This window comes from Mycobacterium sp. 2YAF39, assembly GCF_052114565.1.
Lineage (GTDB): Bacteria > Actinomycetota > Actinomycetes > Mycobacteriales > Mycobacteriaceae > Mycobacterium.
In genome coordinates this window covers 27,824-47,981 of the sequence record NZ_JBFREZ010000011.1, presented here as the reverse complement: position 1 = coordinate 47,981, position 20,158 = coordinate 27,824, and the positions used below count along the sequence as shown (strand labels likewise).

Genomic DNA, 20,158 nt, shown 5'->3' with positions numbered 1-20,158 from the left:
CTAGGCCATGATGGATGGCGTGGAGTCGACCAGGGTGGACAGGTGGCTGTGGTCGGTCCGGCTGGTCAAGACCAGGCCCGACGCCGCCGACGCGTGCCGCGGTGGCCACGTCCGAGTGAACGGCAGGCCCGCCAAGCCGGCGACCACGGTGGCACCGGGCGATGAGGTGCGCGCCTTGGTGGGCCAGACGACGCGGGTCGTCGAGGTGGTGCGGGTCATCCAGAAACGTGTCGGTGCGGCCGATGCCGCGACCTGTTTCCTGGACCGAACGCCCAAACCCGAACCCGTCGACACCGTTGCCATCGCCGTCCGCGACCGCGGCGCGGGCAGGCCGACGAAGCGGGATCGCCGGCGACTGGACAAGCTGCGCGCCGGCAGACTCTGACTCAGGCCGTCGTGGCCCGGTCGGTGCGCTGCCGCCCCTTCCGCAAGGTGTCGAGGAGTTCGCGGTAGGGACCGACGAGGTAAGCCGTGTCTCCGGCACGCAACCTGGTCTCGCGGCGGGGATGCAAGCGCGGTGCGGTGCCGGGTCGGGTGATGGCGATTGCTCTTGTCTGCGTCGACAGCTCCGCCATCCGCAGTCCGTCCAGCAGGCTGCCCGGGTTCACGTACACACCGCCCACCATGAACGACCGCTGACCGACGGAGAACGTACCCGTCACCTCCAGCCCCAATGCCGCGCCGATGAACCACGGTGTCGCGAGATCCACTGTGGAACGGACATATTCGAAGTCAAACCGTTGACCGACAGCAGCGCCCAGCGCCCGGTCGTACACCCGCAACACGATCGGAACGTCAGGGCGGTTCACCTCTGGCAGCACACGCGGGCCGAGCATCTCCTTGAGCACGATGCTGGTTTCGATGTTGATCATGTCGCTGGGGGTCAACACCGCTACCGCGCGCGCTTCGTGGATACGCGCCGATTCCAACGTCTGACGCAGCGTGGAATCGCCGAAGATCACGGGCACGTCCAAGCGCGCCGCTGTGGCCAAGAAGCGATTGTTGTCGTCGCGTTCGATGACCGCCACGTCGTAGCCCGCCTCAGTCAAGTCGCTGATCACGCGCACGCCAAACGAGCCCAGTCCGACGACGATCACATGCCGGTGGAGGTGGCGCACTTTGCGCCGTCCTGCGGATTGGGCGATGCGGCGCGAGAGCAGCACGTCGGCGATGAACGCGACCAGGATCGCGGTGGTCGTCACGCCGGCGAACATCAACACGATGCCCCAGACGCGGAGCCAGGTCGGCTGTTCGATGAAGCTGAAATCCCCGTATCCGACGGTGGCGATGGTCTCGGTGCTGAAATACAGCGCATCGATCCATGTCATGCCGGGTGGATGTTGATAGGCGAACCGCAGCAGCACTGTCGAGCCGATCAGGAGGCTTAGCGAGATGGCCAGCGCCCGATAGAACATCGGGTTGATGTCATCGCGGACCATGCGCAGGGCGTCGATCAGACGGCGCACCGGCGTTCTTCGTTTTCGGCTGTGGGACAGGGGCGCAGACACCGCGATGCCCCGCTCGCTCAGTTCGTCCGCGGTGCCGATCATGGCGATCCAGTCACCCTCGCGGACGTGGAAATCCCGACCCGGGCAGGCCACCACTTGGCCCGGCGTCGGTGAATTGTCACCATGGATGACGGCTACGGGCGCCAAGTCGCCATAAATGTCTCGCAAGGTGGCGTCGCGCATGGCATCCGCCCCGGAGACGACGAAGTCGATGTCTGCCACTGAAATCGTATGAGTGGTGCGGGCCAGGCACGCCTCGACTACCGACGAGGCCGTCAGGTCGGCGACGTCGAAGATTGCGCCAGGGCCGTTGTCCGGTGTCATCGCCTCGCGCAGAACGCTGTTGGAGAACCGGGCTACGACCCGCACGTCGGGATTGGCCTGCCGCGCCAGCAGGGCCATCTCGAGGTTGAGCGCCTCGTCGTCATCGGCGCAGATCACAGCTTGCGCGTTCGCTATGCCCGCCGCGGCCAGCCCTGCAGGCGACTGCAGCGCCACGACCTCGGCGCCGGTGGTGTTGAGCTCTTCGATGATCCGCAGGCCCAGCGCATCGTCACCACAGACGATGATGTGCCCTTCCATGACGGGACACGCTACTGCGGAAACGTCGGCCGCGACGGGTCAAGATGTACTCATGACGGTGGAACCCAAGATCTATGTCAAGGCGTGTATCAACGGCGCCCGTACTCCTGACCAGCACCCGAACCTTCCGGTCACCCCGGATCAGTTGGCATCGGCGGCGCTGGACGCACACCGCGCGGGCGCCAAGGCGGTGCACATGCACCCTAAGACCGCAGACGGAGTCGACTCGCTGGAGCCGGCAGTCGTCGATGCGGCGGTATCGGCGGTCCGACACGCGGTTCCCGGACTGCCTCTGGGAGTGACGACCGGCTACTGGGCACTGCCTGACGCCGACGCCCGGTTGCGCGCCGTCGACGGGTGGAGCGAGCTGCCCGATTTCGCCTCGGTGAACTGGCATGAACCAGGCGCCGAAGAACTTGCCCGGCTCCTGCTCGGCAAGGGCCTGGGCGTCGAGGTCGGCATCTTCCACGCCGAGGCGGCGGCATCGTGGGCGGCGTCGGACATCGCCGCACACTGCATGCGGGTGATGATCGAACTGCAGGGCGATGGCGACATCGCCACCGCCGACAGCCTGCTCAGTCAGGTGATGGCGGTGGAGTCCCCGGCGCCGGTGCTATTGCACGGGCTCGACGAAAGTTGTTGGCCGCTATTGGAACACGCGGGTCAGCGCGGGGTGCAGACCCGAATCGGGCTGGAGGACACGGTTCGCCTGCCCGACGGTTCGCTGGCTTCGGGGAACGCCGACCTCGTGTCCGCTGCGGTGGACTTGCTCAGTCGCTAGAGGCGCCGAGCGCGAAGTCGGCGAAGTCGAATCCCGGGACGACGACACAGCTGACGAGGCAGGGCTGATCGTCACGCGGACGGGCGCGCTGCCAATGGCCCGGCGGCACGACGAACTGCGGATGCTCGCCGGATGAGATGTCGGCTCCGAGCAGATGTGTTGTGGCGGTGTCCTGTTCGTGGCCGACCTCGAGGAGCAATGGGCCTCCGGAATGGTAGAGCCAGACCTCGGCGCTTCGCACGGTGTGCCATGCCGATTGCTGGCCCGGCATCAGAAGAAAAAGGATGGCCGTTCCCGCACTGCGTGGCCCGGTGTAGTCCGGCGGAAGCGCCGATTGGGGCACCGTCAATTCGCTGCGCCAGGTCTCCCTGAACCATCCGCCCTCGGGGTGCGGAGCCAGGTCGAGTTGGCGCGCCAAGTCGGGAAGTTCGGTCATGGGCATACCGTAGTCTCGACGCATGTCGCGCCTGCGTCCCGGTTGGCTGGTCGCACTGTGTGCGGCGATCCTCGTGGTGAATGCGTGGCTGCCCTGGCTGACGGCCTCCGGTGCGCGCGCGAGTGCGATAGGCGGCGTGGTCGGAAACATGGATGAGCTCCGGAACCGGTTGTCCGGGTTCGGGGTGGGTCAACTGATCGTTCTGTTGGCCGCGGCCTTGATCGTCGCGGGAGCGATGGCGGCCCGCGGGCTGTCGGCCCGCGTGGCGGCGTCAGCAGCGCTGACCATTTCGGTGCTGCTGGTGGTTCTCACCGTCTTCTACTACCGGCTCTACGTGTACACGCCGGTGTCTGCCGGTTACGGCCTTTATATCGGCGGCGTCGTGGCGATCGCGGCGGTGCTGCTGTCGGTGTGGACGATGGTCGCCGCGTGGTCGGCGGCCACGGTTCGAACATCGTGAGCGGATTCATCGCGCCGGTCTCGATGACCGGTGACCGGTGGGTGACGCTGGAACCGCTTAGCCGAGAACATGTTCCGGAGATCGGCGCCGCAGCTGCCGACGGCGAGTTGGGGCGCCTCTGGTTCACTGGAGCGCCGGCTGCCGAGGAGGTCGAGAAGTGGGTCGATGCGCGGTTGTCGGTCCAGACCCCCAACACGGGGCTGACGTTCGTGGTGCGCAGTCTGGACGGCTCGCTCGTCGGGTCGTCGAGCTATATGAACGTCGACCCTGCTAACCGTCGGCTGGAAATTGGGAACACCTGGTACGTGGAGTCGGCGCGGCGCAGCGGAGTCAACAGCGAGACGAAGCTGCTGATGCTGGGCCACGCGTTCGATCAGTTGAATTGTGTGGCAGTCGAATTCCGGACGCATTTCTTCAACTTCACCAGCCGCGGCGCCATCGAACGCCTCGGCGCGAAACTCGACGGGATACTGCGCAGCCACCAGGTGCTCGCCGACGGGTCGCGGCGCGACACCGTCGTCTACTCGATCCTGGACATCGAGTGGCCGTCCGTGCGCAACAACCTGTTGTATCGGTTGAACCATCACACGTGACGAGCGGCCTGCTGGACGAGATGGATGCGCGAGGTCAGTCCCAGCTTCGCGTAGACGTGTGTGAGATGGGTCTGCACGGTCCGGGGGGAGATGAACAGTCGTTCGGCGATGTCCTTGTTGCCGATTCCCTCTGCGACAAGCCGGACGACGTCGCGCTCGGTCGGGGTGAGCGAATCCCAGCCACTGCTGGGCCGCTTGCGCTCCCCGCGCCCCCGCTGGGCGTAGGCGACCGCCTCTTCTGTCGAGAGCGCGGCGCCTTCGGCCCAACCCGCGTCGAACTCCCTCTGTCCCAACGCTTCCCGGGTCGCATCGACGGCTTCGTCATGTCCTCGGGAGAGCGCGGGTATGCGGTTGACGCCAATCCGCTCCCGTGCTGCTGCCGCCGCGCCGAACAGGCGAGCGGCGAGCAACTGGTTACCTGCATCTGCCGACAGGCGAGCGAGACAGTCGAGCGCATCTGGAACCTGCAGGTATGAGTGTATTTCCTGAGCGATTGCAAGCGACTCATGTGCGTCATCGCCGGCCTGCTCAGGCTCACCTTGTGCGATCGCGATATACGCACGCGTGACGAGCGCGTGGCAGCGGAACCATCCCGGCACGAATGTGAGGTTCTCGTCGACCCATCGGCGCGCTCCGACCACATCGCCGGTTCCCATCAAAGCCTCGGGCATCGCCAGCGACCCCCGTACATACATGACTCGTAGCGGGACGCTGCACCGCATCGAAGCCTCGGCGGCCTCTTTGGCAGCGGCGCAGTCATCGGCGAACACGGCGGCGAGGGCGGAAATCCCGAAAATGGCGTCCTCATGGAACCCGCCCATGCTGGCTGTCAGTTGATGAGTTGATCGCGCTACTTCTGCTGCTGCCGACACATTCCCCGCGAAGGCATACGCGGTACACAGACCCGCACTCCCGATCAGAGTCAACATCCGTTCGTTCGCCGCCTCTGTCTCTTCGAGCAGCGAGGTGAAAACATCACGCCCTTTGGAGATGTCGCCCTCGGCCACGAGCGCCATGCCCTGCCAGATGCGACAGAACCGGGACATGAAGTCATCGCGGATCGTGTCCGCGATGTCGCGGCCCTCCTCGGCGGCCAACCGTGAGATCAGTGGCTCCCCTGCGACATTGGCGGAAAAGGCTTGATAGCCGCGAATATGACAGAGCATGGGCAGGTTATTCGCCGCCTGAGCCAGCTCCGCAGCCTCCGTGAAGTAGCGCCGTGCCGATTCGGGACTGTAATAGCTCATGCCCCCGCACGCGGTGAGGGTCCAGATCACGAGATCCTGGTCGCCGAGTTCGCGCGCTGCCGCCAGAACCTCCTGGGCGCGCTCGAGGCTGGCCGGCACACCGATCCACGCCGCCAGGACGTCCTTATCCGCCTGCGCGCGGACCCAGATTCGTGTGGCGACGTCGGAGTCGCGATACCGCCCATCGGTGAAGATGGCGTCGAATGACGCGATGCCTTCAAGAAAGCGGCTGCGATTGACCCACAGCTGCTGAAGCGACGAGACGAAGCCAAGCGCCGTCTCGAACTCCGCTTTGTCGACACTCCACGTGTGCGCCGCCCGAATATTGTCGATCTCTGATTCAGCCCACTCGACCAGTGCATCGCCGGGCTCGCACGCGGCGGCGACCGCCACGTAATGGTCGCGATGGCGATTGCGCACCTCGTCGGCTTCGCCTGACTCACTGAGCTTCTCGAGTGCGTACTGCCGCATCGTCTCGAGCAGGCGAAACCGCATGACTCCGGATTCGTCGTCGGCGGTGACCAGCGACTTGTCGACCAGCAGGCTGAGCTGGTCGAGGACCTGAAACTGCTCTGCTTCCGTGATAGCCGCGACAGCCTGCGCAGCTTCGAGATCGAAACCGCCCATGAATACACCGAGTCTGCGGAACAGGGTGCGCTCGGCGTCAGTCAGCAGAGCGTGAGACCAGTCCACCGAGGCCCGCAGAGTCTGTTGGCGCCGCAACACGTTCCGGGCGCCGCCGGTCAGTAACCGGAACCTGTCGTTGAGGCTGTCGGCGATCTGACGCAGTGAGAGCGCTCGCACCCGCGCCGCCGCCAGCTCGATCGCCAGCGGCATGCCGTCGAGGCGGCGGCAGATGTCCGCAACCAGGTCGGCGTCCTCACCCGCGGCGCGGAAGGTCGGCCGCGCCTGCCGGGCGCGGTCGACGAACAGACATACGGCGTCATCATTCACCGACAGCGACGGCACGCGCCAGGTGACCTCGCCGGCAACCGATACGGTCTCTCTGCTTGTCGCCAGGATGGTCAGCTGCGGGCAGCCACTGAGGAGCGTCGTGATCGTCTCGCCGCAGACATCCAGTAGGTGCTCGCAGTTGTCAAGCAGCAGAAGCACTTTCCGGTCACTGATGAAGCGCAGCACGGTCTCCATCGGGGACCGCCCCTGCTGGTCGGGCAGCCCGAGGGTGCGGGCGATGGTGACCGGCACTACGTCGGGGTCGGCGACCGGCGCCAGGTCGATCCACCACACACCGTCTTCGAATTCCGCGGCGAGTTCTCCCGCGGTCTGGATGGCGAGGCGCGTCTTGCCTGCGCCGCCCGCGCCGGTCAGTGTGACGAGCCGGTTGCCGCGCAGCAGCGCGCCGACCTCATCGATCTGCTCGGCACGTCCGACGAAGCTGGTGAGCTGGGCCGGGAGATTATGGGAACGTGCGGCTTTCGCGGTACGCAGAGGGGGGAACTCGTTGCGGATGTCGGGATGGCAGAGCTGGACCACCCGCTCAGGCCGCGGTAAATCCCGGACCGAATGCGTGCCGAGGTCAGCCAACCAGGCTTCTTCTGGAATTCGGTCCTGCACCAAATCCGCGGTAGTCCCCGACAGAACCGTCTGCCCGCCGTGCGCGAGGTCGCGAATACGCGCCGTGCGGTTGATGGTGGGACCGATGTAGTTGGACTCGTCACGCAATTGGACTTCGCCGGTGTGCAATCCGATGCGCAGCCGGATGGGCGCAAGGGGCGCCCGCTGGAGATCAAGCGCGCATGCGACCGCGTCACTGGCCCGTCCGAAGGCGATGACGAAACTGTCGCCCTCACCCTGTTCGACGGGGCGCACCCCGCCGTGGGTGCCGACCAGCGCGGCCAACGCCCGGTCGAGGTTGGCGAACGCGGCCGTCATCTCGTCGGGCTGTGTCTCCCACAGCCGCGTGGAGCCCTCGACGTCCGCAAGCAGCAGCGTCACCGTTCCGGTCGGCACCAACTCGCTCACGCCCAGATCGCTCCAGTTCAACGGTGCGTTAATTTCGCTCATGCTAGCCAGCCTGCGGCTATCCGGGCTGACAAACATCAGCGTCGACGCGTAGATCTACAGCGAAGGGGCGCGTAGATATGCCGAGACTGTCCCCGGCGAAGCCGGGGACAGTCTCGATTGGAGGGATTACCCGGAGTCGACGGTGGTTGGCTCTATCGACTGTTGGCCGCCGCCATGAGCGACTTCGATCTTGCGCGGTTTGGCGCGTTCGGCGACCGGAATCGTCACGGTGAGCACACCGTTCTCATACGTTGCCGTAATCGCCGTCGCATCAATGCCTTCGCCGAGTGATAGCTGCCTGCGGTAGGTGCCGAAGAACCTCTCGCTGGCCAGCCACTGAGCTGCGTCCTCCGAACGGGCGGTGCGACGCGCCGAGATCGTGAGGGTGCCGCTGTCGACGTCGACATCCACCGACCCCGGGTCGATACCGGGAAGGTCTGCGGTCAGCAAGTAGTGGTCGTCGATCTTGCACAAGTCCATCGGCATGAACCGAGGGGTGCGATTCGATCCGGTCTGGCTGGTCAGCAGGCCCCGGGTCAGAGTGTCAAGGTCACTGAACGGATCAAAACGAAGCACAGTAATCCACCTCCTATGTCACTCAAGGCCCGCCACCCTGGCGGGCGACCAATCACTGTGCAGCGACGAGATTAGCACTCTCATGCGGAGAGTGCCAGATTATTTTCGGGCCTTTTTCGGGCCTTTTCAGACGGCGTTGACCCGCTCGCCCCGCAGCGGTTCTGAGCACTGATCGCACGTCAGGACCATGGCGAATCGACCCCCGCATGCTGTGTGCGTGAGGATGACCGCAGGGCCCTCGGGCGCCTCGTACCACTGCTGCGCCCACTGCAGTGCGGTTACCAATACCGGGAACAGGGCGAGGCCCATCTCGGTCAGCCGGTACCTGCCGTCGGACATGACGAAGATGCCGTTGGCGGTGAAGATCCCCAGTCGGTCGGCGAGGGAACCCGGCGGTGCGCCGAGCTGAGTCTGGAAGTCGGTGAATCGGCTCAGCCCGACGAATGCGGCGACCAGGAGCGCGAAGCCCCATCTGTTGCCCATCACCGCCATCGTCTGCGGGAACAGAACGGCGCCTTGATCGTCTGACGATCGCCGCCGGGTCGCCGCGACCGGGATGGACCGCGGCCATGACCCGCTCGGGCCCCACTGCGCGACGACGTCCTTTTCATTGGCCGACTCCTCACATGAACCGCAGATCACCACGGGAGCGAAGTTCTTGCCGCAGTCCAGGTGTCGCATCGCGGGCAGCGGGTCGGTGTGGTCTGGCACCCAGCGACGTTCCCATTCCCAGATCGACACCAGCACGGGCCACAGCGCGCGCCCGCGCGGTCTGATGAGGTACTCGGACCGCGGTGGCTTGTCCTGATAGACGCGACGCTCGAGAAGGCCTTCGTCGGCCAACGTCTGCAACCGGCGGGTCAGCACCGAGTTCGAGATCGGCAGCCGCGCTTTCCATTCCGCATACCGGGTAGCGCCGAGCAACGCCTGCTGCATGACGAGCAGCGTCCACTCGTCGCCCAGCAAGCCGAGCATGCGCGCGACGGCGTTGGGCTGCGCCACCTACAGGCCGATCGCTCCCGCCGCGGTGTCGGCGTCCCGCCAGCGTCGCAACTCCGAACCCGCAGCCCAGGTGGAATGCGTACCGCTGGAAATCCGTTCCGGCAGCGCGAGTTTGCACACCGGGCCATCAGCGACCCGAGCGGCGTCGAACACCAGGCAGAACGAGGCGTCGGCGGTCATGTCGGTGGTCAGCGTCACCAGATAGCCGTCGTCCTCAGCGCTGCTGCCGATGCGGGGCGCCATCGCGGTCTCACTGCCGAAAACACCGTCGCCGAAGGCGAATCGCTCTTCGCTACCGGTCTTCACGTCGTGCTTGACCAGACCGTCGAACAGGAACCAGCCGGGCTTGCCCGTCGCGGCATAGGTGTAGCGGTATTTTTCGCCGGCGTAACCGCCGTTGATCATTCCGAACTCGGTCAACGAGTCCGACAACTCCTCCTCGCGGGTTTGACCGGTGACGAGATTGAACCGCCACCGGTGCAGCCGCGTTTGCAACCCGTCAAGGGCGAGGTACCGGAACGCCTTCTTGTACTTGTCACCGGTGAGTGTGTCGACGGGATTCGGATCGCCCTCGAAGAACCCGTCGAGCACGATCTCGTCGCCGTCCTCGTACGCGTTGACCCAGTGCAGCACGAACGTCGGATCGGCCTCGAACCATCGGATGTCATCAGCTCCGCCCCGGCGCGGGATGACCGCGAACCGCGAGGGCATGTCGCGGTGGAACCCGGGCAGGTGAATCCCGGCCTCTAACAGCTTCGGATCCCAGAACAGCGGAAAGTCGTTGAGGATGGCGTAGTTCTCAGTGAACGCCATATCGTGCGGAAGCCGCGGCCCCGGCAGCGGCACATCGGTGAAGTGCACCAGGTTGTCGTCCGAATCGACGACTCCGTAGCGCATGTACGGCGCTTCCTTGCTGTAGCTGAAGAACAGCAGTTCGCCGGTTTTGTCGTCGACCTTCGGATGCGCCGACACGCCCCAGTCGGACGGGAACTTCCCGCCCCAGTCCGCCTTGCCGACGGTCTCGCCGGAGAAGGGGTCGACGCGATACATGTCGCCGCACTGGTAGTGGCTCGTCAACGCGAAGCCACGGTGGACGATGACGTCGGTGCTCGACGCGTCTTTCATCAACGTTCTTGCACCCCAGCCATAGTCGCGCTCGGCGAGCTGGATGGGCTCGGCAAGGCCGGGCCACAGCGGTCCGCCCGCATCGTTCTCCTCGGCGAAGGCGTCGGTCTTGACGAATCGGTTGCGGTAGAACGCTTTTCCGTCGCGGAATCCGACGACGTGCACCATGCCGTCGCCGTCGAACGGGTGGTAGAACTTCAGCGCGGGATGCAGCGGGTTCTCGGTGTTGCGCAGGTACACACCATCGAGATCCTCAGGTATCTGCCCCTCGACGACGGTCAGGTCGTCGGCGTTCCACTCGGTGGTCTGGGGACGCCACGGCCCTGTGCGGTAGGGGTGGTCGTCCTCCTCCGGCAGCGTCGACAGGTACTTGCCGACGACCTCGACATTCACACTCATTTCACACTCCACTCACGACGAAACTAACGGTGGTGGCGGTACTACCGCCGAAGTTCAACGTGCCGAACGTCTTTGCGCCCTCGACCTGGTAGTCGCCGGCCCCGCCGCTGACCTGTTTGGCGGCGTCGAGAAGCATCCGCACGCCTGAGGCGCCGACGGGATGCCCACCGCCGATCAACCCGCCGCTGGGATTGATCGGGAGGCGACCTCCGATCTCGATCTCGTTGTTCTCGATCGCTTTCCAGGATTCCCCGGGGCCGGTGAGCCCGATGTGGTCGATGGCCAGGTACTCACTGGGGGTGAAGCAGTCGTGCACCTCGAAGCCGTCGAGGTGATCGAGCGTGACGTGCGCGCGATCGACTGCGTCGAGCACTGCCCGGCGCACGTGGGGCATGACGTACGGATCGTCAGCGGAGTGGTCGAGCTTCTGTTGCAGACCCAGTCCGACTGTCCGGTGGCCCCAGCCGTCGATCCGCCCGATCGGACGCGCACCGGGATGATCGCGCAGCCACTCGTCGGTGACGAGAACGAGGCCGGCGCCGCCGTCGGTCATCTGGCTGCAGTCGAAGCGACGGATCCGTCCCTCGACAACCGGGTTGTCGGCATCGTCGTCGGTGAGCGGGTCGGGCACCGTCCACTCGCGGGTCTGTGCGTTGGGATTCTTGCGCGCATTCGCGAAGTTGAGCGCGGCGATCGCGCGCAGATGTGTCCCGTCGATGCCATATCGGCGGTCGTACTCGGCGGCGACCTTATCGAACATGTGCGGCCACATGAATTTGGCGTCGGTGCCCTCGTGGTCTGTCCACGCGGCAGCGCCCAGGTGTTGCGCGGCGGTGTCGCCGGGGACTGTCTTCTCGAGTTCGACGCCGATGACGAGGGCTGTTCTGTACGCGCCGGACCGCAGATCCGCGATGGCCGCAAGCGCGGCGACGCTGCCCGACGCGCAGGCGGCCTCGTGCCGGGATGCGGGTACGTCCCACAGACCGTCGTTCACGGTCGCAGGCATCGCGCCGAGGTGCCCCTGACGGGCGAACATCTCGCCGAAGGCGTTGCCGAGGTGCACGACCTCGATGTCGGATGAGTCGACTTTGGCCGCGGCGAGCGTGGCGTCCACGACCTCGCCGGTCAGACCCGCGAAATCGCGCCCCTCGCGGGTGAGGTTTCGAGCGAAGTCGCTCTGATACCCGCCGAGAATCCAGATGCCTGCGGTGCCCATACGCCGACGTTACTACAACTAAGAGAGTGACTAAAGGAGCTTGGTTAAATCGATAAGGGACGGCCCCGCCGGCACGAGGTCTGAACCGGCGGAACCTCGGCTGGCGTAGTGGTCGACCGCCACGCGAGCCTCTAAAGAGGCTGCCCGTTGTGTGAGATGGCAAACGTTCGTGTACTGGACAGCCGGATTGGGAAGCCTGTACCGATGGCGCAAATAGGAACTCACGATTTGGCTCGGCGGATGGGCGAGCTGGCGCGTGCTGCCGCGGCGCCGCGCACGGTCGAGGAGGTTCTTTCAGACGTCACCGCGACGGCGCAAGAACTGATCCCGGGAGTCGGCACCGCTGGCGTGCTGCTGATCGGCAAGGCGGGCAAATACGAGTCAGTCGGGGGCACCTCAGACCTGCCGCACACGCTCGACGACCTCCAGATGAAGTTCGACGAGGGACCGTGCGTACAGGCGGCGCTCGACGACCTGATCGTGCGGACCGACGACTTTCGGAGCGAGGACCGGTGGCCGCAGTACGCACCCGCGGTCGTCGAACTCGGCGTGCTCAGCGGTCTGTCGGTGAAGCTGTACACCGCCGACCGCACCGCAGGGGCGCTGAATCTGTTCGCCTTCGAGGCGAACGCCTTCGACGCCGATGACGAGACGGTCGCGACCATCCTCGCCGCGCACGCCGCCGCGGCGATTCTTGCCAGTCGGCAGGGTGAGCAACTGCAGTCGGCGTTGTCGACCAGGGACCGCATCGGCCAGGCGAAGGGCATCATCATGGAGCGCTACGGCGTCGATGACCTCAGGGCATTCGAGATGCTCAAACAACTGTCGCAGGACAGCAATACACGGCTAGCCGATGTCGCGCAGCAGGTGGTCGACACACGGAGCAATCATTGACGCCGCGCCGTTGAAAGACGAAACCCCCACTGGCGGAGACCAATAGCGCGTCGAGTTCCAAGGCGATCCGGGCGGAATCGATAGCGGATCGAAGTTCGTCGAGTTCGACCGCCTCGCGGCTATTCGTAGGTCCTGATTCCTGACTCCTCACCCCAATTTTCCGGCGCGCTCATGTACGGGTGACTTCTGTGCGAGAGTTGCCTGCGTGACATCCATGCGATGAGGGAGGCCACGTGCATGCGGTGGTGGTGCTGCTGGCCTTGCTGGCCGCATTCTGCATGGCCGTCGGCATGGTCAATCAGCACCGCGCGACCACTGATGTCCCCACCGAAAGGGGCATGACCTCAGATATCGCGGTGGCCATGGCGCGCAGTCCGCTGTGGTGGGCAGGCATGTTGACGACGACCCTCGGGTACGGATTCCAGGTGCTCGCTCTGGCCTGGGGCTCGCTTCTGGTGGTTCAACCGCTGTTGGTGTCGTGTTTGCTGTTCGCTCTGCCGATGAGTGCGCGATTAGGGCAGCGAAAGGTCACGACGAGCGAGTGGACGTGGGCGCTGGTGCTGACCGGCGCGCTCGGCGTCTTCATCCTGCTGGCGCGTCCGAAACCGGTTAACCGGCCGCCGATGCTCACGTGGACGACCTTGGCGCTCGTGTTGCTGCCCATTCTGGGCGTATGCGTCGTCGTGGCGGCACGCAGCGGCCGACGGCGACGCGCGGCGCTGTTGTCCATCGTGGTGGCGGTCCTGATCGGCATCGTCGCGGTGCTGACTAAGGTCTGCCTTGACGCGTTGGCCGACGGCGGGCTTTCGGCGATGTTCTCGATCCCGGCACCGTACGCGCTGGTGCTACTGACGCTGGTGGCGACGGTACTGAAGCAATCGGCGTTCAACGCTGGGGCACTACAGGTTTCGGTACCGACCATCTTGGCCGGCGAGCAGTTGGTGGCTGTTGCGCTCGGCCTGGTGATCCTGGGTGAGGACCTCGCCTTGTCCCTGTCCGACGGCGTCGTCATTGGAGTGGCGATCATCGCCATGATCTCCGCCACCATCGCACTCGGCCGTCGAGAAGGTGCCGTCGAAGCGGAACTCGATGCCGCCGCGGTGCGCAGCCAGACGACCGCGTGACACCCACGACTCGATGCCGTTTCTGCGCACAGGGTTTGACGCCATTGCGCAATGGCAGTCAGCACCGCTCAGGACAATAAAGTGCCCGCCGAAAAGTGGGCGGTGCAGCGTCGGCGATGAAATACTGCGACGAGTCGTCGGGACTGAGTCCACGTGGAGGTAGGGCAATGTCCGTTTCATCTGTGCTCCTGTCGGCAGATTCGCAGGAGGCGGCTGCGCCGAGGTACTCGCTGCTGCTGTCCACCGACCCGGTACACATCGAAGCAGCACAGAAACTGCGCTATGACGTATTTCGCTCGGAGCCGGGGTTCACGCTTTCGGCATCGGACGACGTAGATCGTTTCGACCAGTACTGCGACCATCTGCTCGTACGCGATGATGATTCCGGCGAACTCGTCGGGTGTTATCGGATGCTGCCTCCGCCGGGAGCCATCGCCGCCGGCGGCCTGTACACGGCCACCGAGTTCGATATCGGCGAGTTGGACCCATTGCGTGGGTCCCTCGTCGAGATGGGCCGGGCTGTGGTGCGCGCCGATCACCGCAACGGCGCCGTCGTGCTGCTGATGTGGGCCGGAATTCTCGCCTACCTGGACCATTGCGACTACAACTACGTGGCGGGCTGCGTATCGGTGCCGATCCAAGGCGTCGGCGAACCCTTCCAGCAGGCCCGCGGCGTGCGCGACTTCGTGATGAAGCGGCACCGCTGCGCATACACCGTCCACCCCTATCGGGCGGTCTCCCTCGGCGACGTCATGCCGCCCGCACGCCCCGTGGTACCGCCGCTGATGCGCGGCTATCTGAGGCTCGGCACCCAGGTGTGTGGCGAACCCGCCCACGATCCCGATTTCGGCGTCGCCGACTTCCTTGTCCTGTTGGACAAACGTGAAGCCGACCTGCGCTATCTGAAACGCCTGCGGTCGGTGGGCGCCGCCAGCGAGATGGCGGAGGAAATCCGGTCATGACACATGCCTGGGTACCCGTGTCACCGTGTGATGAGAGCTGCGTGCGCGACGACCCGACCGACACCACGGGTCGCGTCGCGCGCTTCGCCCGAGGATGGGGACGTATCGCGCTGATCCTGTCGGTGTTGCCCGTCATGCCGCTCACCGCGATACCGCACCCCAGGCAGTACCTCTGCGTCCGCCTCTACAGCCGACTTCTGCTGCGTTGTTCAGGAGTTCGAATAAGACTGTCCGGCAATGAGATTGGCGACATGAGAGGAGTCCTGGTCGTCAGTCCGCACATCTCCTGGATCGACGTGTTGGCGATCTGGTCGGTGATGCCGGGACTGTTCGTCGCGAAGGCTGACATGGTCAAGTGGCCCGGCATCGGCCTGATGGCTCGCCTGTTGGGCGTGGTCCCGATCGATCGCACGAAGTTGCGGCCGCTGCCCGGCATCATCATCGAGCTGACGGCACGACTGCGCCTGGGCCAGACTGTCGCGACCTTCCCAGAGGGAACGTCGTGGTGTGGGATGGCGTACGGCCGGTTCCGCCCGGCGATGTTCCAGGCCGCAATCGATGCCGCCCGACCCGTGCAGCCGCTCCGCTTGAGCTATCACCATGCCGACGGCCGGCGCTCCACTGTTCCCGCTTTCGTGGGCGAGGACACACTGACGCGTTCGATCTGGCGGGTGGTCGCCACCCCCCAGACGATCGTCGAAATCCACGTTGCGGACCTGCAGGCGCCGGGTACCGATCGCCGCGAGTTGGCCCGTCGTTGCCAGGCCGCGGTCTGCGATTCAGTGGAGGCGGCGACCACTGTGCACGTGGCCGCCTGAGCTCCCTACTCCGTGGGGCTTGCGCCAATCTGATCTGCCGCCGGCTCCGCCAGGCTGCGCCCCGGCCATCGCAGGATTTGGGCGTTGGCGTCTTTGACGTACGGACTCTTTCGCATCAATGCCATGACGCCGCTTCGGACAACGGTGCCCGGGAAGCGTTGTGGCCGTGCAACATGCATCATCAACACGACTCGCGGCTCATCGGTGTCATTCCAGGCTTCGTGCATCCGCATGTCGTCGAAGACGAAGACCTCGCCCTCCGTCCAGCTGTAATCCTCGCCGTCGACGGTGATGTGGCATCGCTCGCGTTCCTGAGGAACGCGTAGGCCCAGATGACCGGTCATGATCGCCTTGGTGGCTCCGTTGTGCATCGGGATGTGGGTGCCCGGAGTGAGGATCGAAAACAATGCGGTCTGCATTCCCGGGATCTGCTCGACGAGCTCCGCTGTGCGCGGGCAGCGTTGGCAATTGGGGTCGACACGAACGCCGTAGCCCCACAGGAAGAACGACCGCCACTTGTCGTCGATGGCGATCTTGTGGTGATCGTCGGACAGTCGGCGCAGGGGCGGCACCAGGTCTGCGTTGCGGAGGATCTCCTCTGCCTCGTCGCGGATCGACTGCCAGTTACGTTCCAATTCGGCGGCCCACGGAAGCTCAGTGGTATCGAAGCGCGCTGGGTCACCGAGCAGCGAGTACCGGACCAGGATCCGGTCCACGGCGGTCAGCGCCACGATCCCGGCCCGAATCGTCAGCGGGCGCAACCGACCGAACAAGTCCATGAAGCGCTCCCGGTGACGACAAGTGCGCAGAAAATAACACATGCCGCGGTGCGTTACGGGCAAAGAGATGTGCCGATTCGCCGGTGTGCTCTAGGTTGACTTCATGGTGGGTCGTAACCAGCGCACCGATGGCCTCGAAGACACGATGGGCCGACCAGGACTGGTAAACCGTGCGCTCAGCTCGATGGTGGATTGGGCCGAGGATCTCAACCGCAAGTACGCGAAACACGGCGATCACCCGGTTCTGGACACCGCCGACTTCCCGTGGAGCGCCGATGTCGAGCGCGAGTGGCATCTGGTGCGCGCCGAACTCGATCAGCTTCTGGTCCGCAAGGCGGACCTGCCGGGCTTCCACGAGATCATCAGCGAGGTCCGGTCGATCAGTGCCGACCAGGGGTGGAAGACGTTCCTGTTTACGGGATTCGGCGCGACCTCCGACGAGGCCGCCCACCTGTGTCCGCAGACCTGGCGCGTGTCGAACACTATTCCCGGCCTGAAGACCGCACTGTTCTCGATCCTCGAGCCGGGTAAGCATCTTCAACCTCACCGCGGCGCCTACAACGGTGTCCTACGGCTACATCTAGGACTCCTCGTGCCGGACGGTGGACCCGACGAACTGGCGATCCGGGTCGGCGACGAGGTCTGCCAGTGGCAGGAAGGCAAGGCGCTGATCTTCGATGACTGCTTCGAGCACGAGGCGTGGAACCATTCGGATCAGGTCCGCGTCGTTCTGATGATCGATTTCGTCAAGCCGCTTCGCTTCCCCGCCTCGGCGGTGAACTGGCTGATCCTGCATCTCGCTCCCTTCACCCCGTACATCCGGGAGGCGGCGAAGGCTCAAAAGCAGTGGGAGCGAAAGTTTCTGCAGTCCGGGCCGACCGACGCTAGGGCGACCTGAGGCGGATCCGCCAGCGGACGAAAGCGCCGTACACGAAGCAGAGAACGAAGAGCATCGCGATATCCAAGAGCCAGGCCGACTGTTCGTGCTTCCAATGGGAGTCCTTCGGCGAGATCTTGCCGGGTGCAAGCGTCCACATGTCCACCGTGGCAGCCGTGGCGGCGTAGCCCCAGCGGGCCGGCAATAACCACGAGAGTTGATCCAGCACAGGCCGGCCGGTGATCGTGATGGCCCCGCCGGAGAACACCAACTGGCACATGACCGTCACTATCAGAACAGGCATAACCTGCGAGTTCGTCTTGACGAATGACGACAGCGCGAGCCCCACCATCGCCGCAGCCACGCAGGTCAACGCCACGCCGAACCACAACTCGAGGTGCGGACTCCCCAGCACGACCGCACCTTGGGTGGGTGCGCCTTTGCCGACCATCATGATTGCCACCATGATGGTCGCCTGTACGACTGCGACCACCGCGAATACGCAGATCTTCGCCAATAGGTAAGCGTTCGTGGACAGCCCGACTGCCTGCTCACGCAGGAAGATTGCGCGTTCTCCGATGAGAGTCCTGATGGTCAGGGTGGTCCCCATGAGAAGAGCGCCCATGTTGAGCATCACCAGGATTGTCGGAGCCTCGTTGCCCGCTTGGCCGTTGGGGTCCTTGATGGCGAATCCGGCGTCGCCCGGCGCCGTGATGGTCAACGCGCCCATGATGAACGGCAGTAGCGCGAGAAAGACGAAGTACCCGCGGTCGGCCAGGATCAAGCTGAACTGACGCCGCGCGATGGTCGAGAACTGCCGCCAGAGACTGGATTTCGCTGGACTGCCGAGATCTGTGGGTTCGACGGCGGGGGGCTGCGGCTTCGCCGGGCCGTTCTGTTCGAGAAAGCGACGATGCACCGCATCCGGATCGTCGGCGACCGCACTGAAGATGTCCGCCCAGTTCTTGGTGCCCATCGACGGGCCGATCTCGCTGGGCGGCCCGAAGAACGCCGTCTTGCCGCCGGGCGCCAGCAGCAGCACCTGATCGCAGATGTCGAGATAGGTCAACGAATGCGTCACCACCATCACGACGCGGCCCGCGTCGGCGAGTTGGCGAAGCATCGTCATCACCTGACGGTCCAGCGCGGGATCCAAACCGGTCGTCGGCTCGTCGAGGATCAGCAGCACCGGCCCCGTCAGCAGTTCCAGCGCCACCGACGCACGCTTACGCTGGCCGCCGGACAGCTTGTCGACGCGGGTGTCGGCATGCTGGGTCAGCTCCAGCTCTTGAAGAACCTCGGCGACGACCTTGGCGCGGTCCGCTTTCGTGGTGTCGGGCGGCAGTCGCAGTTCCGCCGCATACGCCAGCGCCTGATTCACAGTGAGCTGGGCGTGCACGACGTCGTCCTGCGGGACCATGCCGATGCGGGTGCGCAGCGACGCGTACTCGGCGTGGATGTCGTGTCCCTCGAATGCGACGGTCCCGGCCGTCGGGTGGGTGTAGCCGGCCACCAATTTCGCGAAGGTCGACTTGCCCGCGCCCGACGGTCCGATCACGGCCGTCAGCGTGCCGGGACGCGCCGAGATGGAGATGTTGTCGAGTAGCTTCTTGTCGCCCTCCACGGTGAAGGTGATGCCCTGAACTTCCAAACCGCCTGTGCGCGTTGCGGGATCGCTCTCGAGACGCCTGACCAGGGTGCCGTTTTCGAATACCAGGTCGACGTTGCCTATCGTGACCGTGTCGCCCTTTTCGAGGTACGCCCGGCCGATGCGCACGCCGTTGACGAAGGTGCCGTTACTGCTCCGTTCGTCCTGAATCTCCATGCCCGACGGGCCCGGCATCAACGTGGCGTGCAAACGCGACACCAAGACGTCGGGGATGACGATGTCGTTGTCGCTTTCGCGGCCGATCGTGATCGCTCCCACCGGACGGGATCGGATGGTGCCGCCAAGGAGACGGCGAACCCCGGTCGCGCCGCGACTGACTCCTCCTGACCGCAGCTGTGTCTTCTGCGCCCCGCTGCTCCTTGGCGCCGTCGGCGGGCGTCCCACGGCTTGCTGCGGTCCGCTTGGCGGGCCAACCGGGGGTCTCGGCGGCGAAGGCGCGCGCGGTGGCTGCGGCTGATATCCCCGCTGGCCGGGCGGAGCCTGGAGCGGTCCGCTCGGCGGAGCGTAGATCGGACCGCTGGGCGGTGCGTGGATCGGACCGCTGGGCGGTGCGTGGATCGGGCCGCTCATCGGAGCCTGTATCGGGCCGCTGGGCGGTGCCTGCATCGGGCTGCCCAGCTGTCGCAATTCAGCGGGAATCCTGTACTCGACCGTCCTCTGTGGCGGAGAACCGACCGAACCCGCTTCCCTGCCGACCTCGAACGTCAGTACAGGACCGTCCTCGATACTCCCCAGCTGAATGGCCTGGCCGTCGACAAGGTCGACAGACGGCACCCGCCGCCGGTCGACGTAGATTCCGTTGCGGCTGCCGTTGTCGGAGGCCACCCATCGCCCGCCATCGAATCGCAGCGTCAGATGAGCCCGCGACACCATGGGATGGACGACCCGGACGTCGGCGCGCAGGTCCCTGCCGACCACGATCTCGCTGCCGGCGGCAAACGTCTGTCGCGAACTGCCCGTGAGGACGGTCAGCGCCGGCGGCGATGGTTGGCCCATCCGGAAACTTTATCGACAACGTTGTTCGCCGTAACGCTAACCGGCAACCTTTAATTCGGTTGTCATCACAATGCCAACGGGCAGTGGCG

18 protein-coding genes are annotated in these 20,158 nt (G+C 65.2%); 9 read left to right on the top strand and 9 right to left on the bottom strand.

Annotated elements, in window-relative coordinates; translation table 11 throughout:
- Window positions 1–7 precede the first annotated feature (7 nt).
- Entirely contained in the window at window positions 8–385 is a 378-nt protein-coding gene (locus AB4Z42_RS25000) for an RNA-binding S4 domain-containing protein (RefSeq protein WP_442011923.1), read from the top strand.
- Between the two features lies 1 nt (window position 386).
- On the opposite strand, the gene AB4Z42_RS24995 is transcribed toward AB4Z42_RS25000, so the two are convergent.
- Window positions 387–2,090: a potassium channel family protein gene (locus AB4Z42_RS24995; protein ID WP_442011922.1), complete on the bottom strand. Its 1,704-nt coding sequence runs from the start codon at window positions 2,088–2,090 to the stop codon at window positions 387–389.
- Between the two features lie 52 nt (window positions 2,091–2,142).
- Here AB4Z42_RS24995 and AB4Z42_RS24990 point away from each other — a divergent pair, with 52 nt between their 5' ends.
- Window positions 2,143–2,871: a 3-keto-5-aminohexanoate cleavage protein gene (locus AB4Z42_RS24990; RefSeq protein WP_442011921.1), complete on the top strand. Its 729-nt coding sequence runs from the start codon at window positions 2,143–2,145 to the stop codon at window positions 2,869–2,871.
- Here the strand turns inward: AB4Z42_RS24990 and AB4Z42_RS24985 are convergent.
- Window positions 2,861–3,307, bottom strand: coding sequence for a cupin domain-containing protein (locus AB4Z42_RS24985; protein WP_442011920.1), 447 nt, complete (start codon window positions 3,305–3,307; stop codon window positions 2,861–2,863). The genes AB4Z42_RS24990 and AB4Z42_RS24985 overlap by 11 nt on opposite strands.
- Before the next feature lie 22 nt (window positions 3,308–3,329).
- Here AB4Z42_RS24985 and AB4Z42_RS24980 point away from each other — a divergent pair, with 22 nt between their 5' ends.
- A complete protein-coding gene (locus AB4Z42_RS24980) occupies window positions 3,330–3,767 on the top strand; it encodes a hypothetical protein (RefSeq protein WP_442011919.1) in 438 nt (145 codons plus the stop codon).
- A complete protein-coding gene (locus AB4Z42_RS24975) occupies window positions 3,764–4,360 on the top strand; it encodes a GNAT family N-acetyltransferase (RefSeq protein ID WP_442011918.1) in 597 nt (198 codons plus the stop codon). The genes AB4Z42_RS24980 and AB4Z42_RS24975 overlap by 4 nt, the downstream gene beginning before the upstream one ends.
- Here the strand turns inward: AB4Z42_RS24975 and AB4Z42_RS24970 are convergent.
- The 5 genes from AB4Z42_RS24970 to AB4Z42_RS24950 all read right to left on the bottom strand — a co-directional run bounded on the left by AB4Z42_RS24970 (window position 4,351) and on the right by AB4Z42_RS24950 (window position 11,950).
- Window positions 4,351–7,632, bottom strand: a complete 3,282-nt coding sequence (locus AB4Z42_RS24970; protein ID WP_442011917.1) for a LuxR C-terminal-related transcriptional regulator — start codon at window positions 7,630–7,632, stop codon at window positions 4,351–4,353. The two genes, AB4Z42_RS24975 and AB4Z42_RS24970, sit on opposite strands and share 10 nt — an antisense overlap.
- 126 nt (window positions 7,633–7,758) lie before the next feature.
- Entirely contained in the window at window positions 7,759–8,208 is a 450-nt protein-coding gene (locus AB4Z42_RS24965) for an Hsp20/alpha crystallin family protein (protein WP_442011916.1), read from the bottom strand.
- A gap of 126 nt (window positions 8,209–8,334) precedes the next feature.
- Entirely contained in the window at window positions 8,335–9,183 is an 849-nt protein-coding gene (locus AB4Z42_RS24960; protein ID WP_442012021.1) for a winged helix-turn-helix transcriptional regulator, read from the bottom strand.
- A gap of 27 nt (window positions 9,184–9,210) precedes the next feature.
- A complete protein-coding gene (locus tag AB4Z42_RS24955; RefSeq protein ID WP_442012020.1) occupies window positions 9,211–10,728 on the bottom strand; it encodes a carotenoid oxygenase family protein in 1,518 nt (505 codons plus the stop codon).
- 7 nt (window positions 10,729–10,735) lie between these two features.
- Entirely contained in the window at window positions 10,736–11,950 is a 1,215-nt protein-coding gene (locus AB4Z42_RS24950; RefSeq protein ID WP_442011915.1) for an acetyl-CoA acetyltransferase, read from the bottom strand.
- A 204-nt stretch (window positions 11,951–12,154) separates the two neighbouring features.
- Between AB4Z42_RS24950 and AB4Z42_RS24945 the strand changes: the two genes are divergently transcribed.
- The 4 genes from AB4Z42_RS24945 to AB4Z42_RS24930 all read left to right on the top strand — a co-directional run bounded on the left by AB4Z42_RS24945 (window position 12,155) and on the right by AB4Z42_RS24930 (window position 15,748).
- Window positions 12,155–12,844 (top strand): GAF and ANTAR domain-containing protein, encoded by a 690-nt coding sequence (locus AB4Z42_RS24945; RefSeq protein ID WP_442011914.1) that lies wholly within the window; start codon window positions 12,155–12,157, stop codon window positions 12,842–12,844.
- A 233-nt stretch (window positions 12,845–13,077) separates the two neighbouring features.
- Window positions 13,078–13,968: a DMT family transporter gene (locus tag AB4Z42_RS24940; protein ID WP_442011913.1), complete on the top strand. Its 891-nt coding sequence runs from the start codon at window positions 13,078–13,080 to the stop codon at window positions 13,966–13,968.
- A gap of 167 nt (window positions 13,969–14,135) precedes the next feature.
- Entirely contained in the window at window positions 14,136–14,930 is a 795-nt protein-coding gene (locus tag AB4Z42_RS24935; RefSeq protein ID WP_442011912.1) for a GNAT family N-acetyltransferase, read from the top strand.
- On the top strand, window positions 14,927–15,748 hold the full coding sequence (locus AB4Z42_RS24930; protein WP_442011911.1) for a lysophospholipid acyltransferase family protein: 822 nt from the start codon (window positions 14,927–14,929) through the stop codon (window positions 15,746–15,748). Before AB4Z42_RS24935 ends, AB4Z42_RS24930 begins: the two co-directional genes overlap by 4 nt.
- A 5-nt stretch (window positions 15,749–15,753) precedes the next feature.
- On the opposite strand, the gene AB4Z42_RS24925 is transcribed toward AB4Z42_RS24930, so the two are convergent.
- Window positions 15,754–16,527, bottom strand: coding sequence for an aspartyl/asparaginyl beta-hydroxylase domain-containing protein (locus AB4Z42_RS24925; protein ID WP_442011910.1), 774 nt, complete (start codon window positions 16,525–16,527; stop codon window positions 15,754–15,756).
- 103 nt (window positions 16,528–16,630) lie between these two features.
- Between AB4Z42_RS24925 and AB4Z42_RS24920 the strand changes: the two genes are divergently transcribed.
- Window positions 16,631–17,425: an aspartyl/asparaginyl beta-hydroxylase domain-containing protein gene (locus AB4Z42_RS24920; protein WP_442011909.1), complete on the top strand. Its 795-nt coding sequence runs from the start codon at window positions 16,631–16,633 to the stop codon at window positions 17,423–17,425.
- Here the strand turns inward: AB4Z42_RS24920 and AB4Z42_RS24915 are convergent.
- Entirely contained in the window at window positions 17,412–20,069 is a 2,658-nt protein-coding gene (locus tag AB4Z42_RS24915; RefSeq protein ID WP_442011908.1) for an FHA domain-containing protein, read from the bottom strand. The two genes, AB4Z42_RS24920 and AB4Z42_RS24915, sit on opposite strands and share 14 nt — an antisense overlap.
- Between the last annotated feature and the right edge of the window lie 89 nt (window positions 20,070–20,158).

What these genes read in the sequence shown, in the direction of transcription:
- AB4Z42_RS25000 (WP_442011923.1), top strand. Translation starts at nt 8, where the DNA reads ATGATGGATGGCGTGGAGTCGACCAGGGTGGACAGGTGGCTGTGGTCG.
- AB4Z42_RS24995 (WP_442011922.1), bottom strand. Translation starts at nt 2,090, where the DNA reads ATGGAAGGGCACATCATCGTCTGTGGTGACGATGCGCTGGGCCTGCGG.
- AB4Z42_RS24990 (WP_442011921.1), top strand. Translation starts at nt 2,143, where the DNA reads ATGACGGTGGAACCCAAGATCTATGTCAAGGCGTGTATCAACGGCGCC.
- AB4Z42_RS24985 (WP_442011920.1), bottom strand. Translation starts at nt 3,307, where the DNA reads ATGACCGAACTTCCCGACTTGGCGCGCCAACTCGACCTGGCTCCGCAC.
- AB4Z42_RS24980 (WP_442011919.1), top strand. Translation starts at nt 3,330, where the DNA reads ATGTCGCGCCTGCGTCCCGGTTGGCTGGTCGCACTGTGTGCGGCGATC.
- AB4Z42_RS24970 (WP_442011917.1), bottom strand. Translation starts at nt 7,632, where the DNA reads ATGAGCGAAATTAACGCACCGTTGAACTGGAGCGATCTGGGCGTGAGC.
- AB4Z42_RS24960 (WP_442012021.1), bottom strand. Translation starts at nt 9,183, where the DNA reads ATGCTCGGCTTGCTGGGCGACGAGTGGACGCTGCTCGTCATGCAGCAG.
- AB4Z42_RS24950 (WP_442011915.1), bottom strand. Translation starts at nt 11,950, where the DNA reads ATGGGCACCGCAGGCATCTGGATTCTCGGCGGGTATCAGAGCGACTTC.
- AB4Z42_RS24945 (WP_442011914.1), top strand. Translation starts at nt 12,155, where the DNA reads ATGGCGCAAATAGGAACTCACGATTTGGCTCGGCGGATGGGCGAGCTG.
- AB4Z42_RS24935 (WP_442011912.1), top strand. Translation starts at nt 14,136, where the DNA reads ATGTCCGTTTCATCTGTGCTCCTGTCGGCAGATTCGCAGGAGGCGGCT.
- AB4Z42_RS24930 (WP_442011911.1), top strand. Translation starts at nt 14,927, where the DNA reads ATGACACATGCCTGGGTACCCGTGTCACCGTGTGATGAGAGCTGCGTG.
- AB4Z42_RS24925 (WP_442011910.1), bottom strand. Translation starts at nt 16,527, where the DNA reads ATGGACTTGTTCGGTCGGTTGCGCCCGCTGACGATTCGGGCCGGGATC.
- AB4Z42_RS24920 (WP_442011909.1), top strand. Translation starts at nt 16,631, where the DNA reads ATGGTGGGTCGTAACCAGCGCACCGATGGCCTCGAAGACACGATGGGC.
- AB4Z42_RS24915 (WP_442011908.1), bottom strand. Translation starts at nt 20,069, where the DNA reads ATGGGCCAACCATCGCCGCCGGCGCTGACCGTCCTCACGGGCAGTTCG.